General features: G+C 42.7%; 2 protein-coding genes. Both read right to left on the bottom strand.

What is annotated here, in order from left to right; translation table 11 throughout:
• Positions 1–119 precede the first annotated feature (119 nt).
• Positions 120–344 carry a hypothetical protein gene (locus Y882_RS19570; RefSeq protein ID WP_046973407.1) on the bottom strand — a complete coding sequence of 75 codons (225 nt, stop codon included), beginning with the start codon at positions 342–344 and terminating at the stop codon, positions 120–122.
• Positions 344–511 carry an autonomous glycyl radical cofactor GrcA gene (locus Y882_RS19575; protein WP_001630401.1) on the bottom strand — a complete coding sequence of 56 codons (168 nt, stop codon included), beginning with the start codon at positions 509–511 and terminating at the stop codon, positions 344–346. Before Y882_RS19575 ends, Y882_RS19570 begins: the two co-directional genes overlap by 1 nt.
• Between the last annotated feature and the right edge of the window lie 9 nt (positions 512–520).

Here is a 520-nt window from a genome sequence, read left to right on the forward strand (position 1 = left end):
AGATATAGGCTTCTTCAATCAGAGCATCAAACATCAATCCAAGACGGACTTCTGCATCTTTAATAGCGTTCACTTTACCGATTTTATCATCGGTATGCGGCTTGTAGCCTTTGATGTCTTCAATCGACATAAGGAATTTCCTCATCGGTGGCAAGGTCATATTCGACCAATTGGATAGGCTCATTAATACCATACCCACGTACAGTGATATCAGTTGCCGCATAGTTTTCAGTAATATCACCCATTCTAAATGCTTCAATGAATGATTGCTCGCCTGAGCAACTAAACCAGGCGGCAAAACATTTTAAAACATCTTCAGACCCTTCTATAATCAATTTAGCCATTATAGACTCTCAGTAAAGGTACGAGCGATAACGTCGCGCTGCTGTTCCGGAGTCAGAGAGTTAAAGCGAACTGCATAACCGGATACACGGATGGTCAGCTGCGGATATTTTTCCGGATGCTTAACTGCATCTTCCAGAGTTTCACGACGCAGAACGTTAACATTCAGGTGTTGACC

Origin of the sequence: Dyella japonica DSM 16301, from assembly GCF_001010355.1 — a bacterium.
GTDB classification, from domain to species: Bacteria; Pseudomonadota; Gammaproteobacteria; order Xanthomonadales; family Rhodanobacteraceae; genus Dyella; species Dyella japonica.